Origin of the sequence: Lactobacillus mulieris, assembly GCF_007095465.1 — a bacterium.
Classification (GTDB): domain Bacteria; phylum Bacillota; class Bacilli; order Lactobacillales; family Lactobacillaceae; genus Lactobacillus; species Lactobacillus mulieris.
In genome coordinates this window covers 1-236 of record NZ_SDGL01000044.1, presented here as the reverse complement: position 1 = coordinate 236, position 236 = coordinate 1, and the positions used below count along the sequence as shown (strand labels likewise).

Sequence of the window (236 nt, the reverse complement as noted above, 5' to 3'; positions counted from 1 at the left end):
GGAATTAAGAACTTAGGTGACTTACCAGAAGGAACTCACGCAAGTTGGGGTGAAGGTGCACAAAACTTAGTAGACCAAATGAAGTCAGGTGACACCAAGAATATTCCAGCAACAGTTCACTTCCCAGATGGTTCAACTAAGGATGTAGAAATCCCAGTACACAAGACTAGCCAAGCAGAAGAATATGGTGACAAGATAGAAACCCAAACAGTTAACACTGAAAAGGGTAAGTTACC

Annotated in this window: 1 protein-coding gene; it reads left to right on the top strand. The window is 41.9% G+C overall.

What is annotated here, in order from left to right; all coding sequences use genetic code 11:
- The coding region (locus ETI37_RS07765) for a Rib/alpha-like domain-containing protein (protein ID WP_208723194.1) at positions 1-236 on the top strand (236 nt) is incomplete at both ends.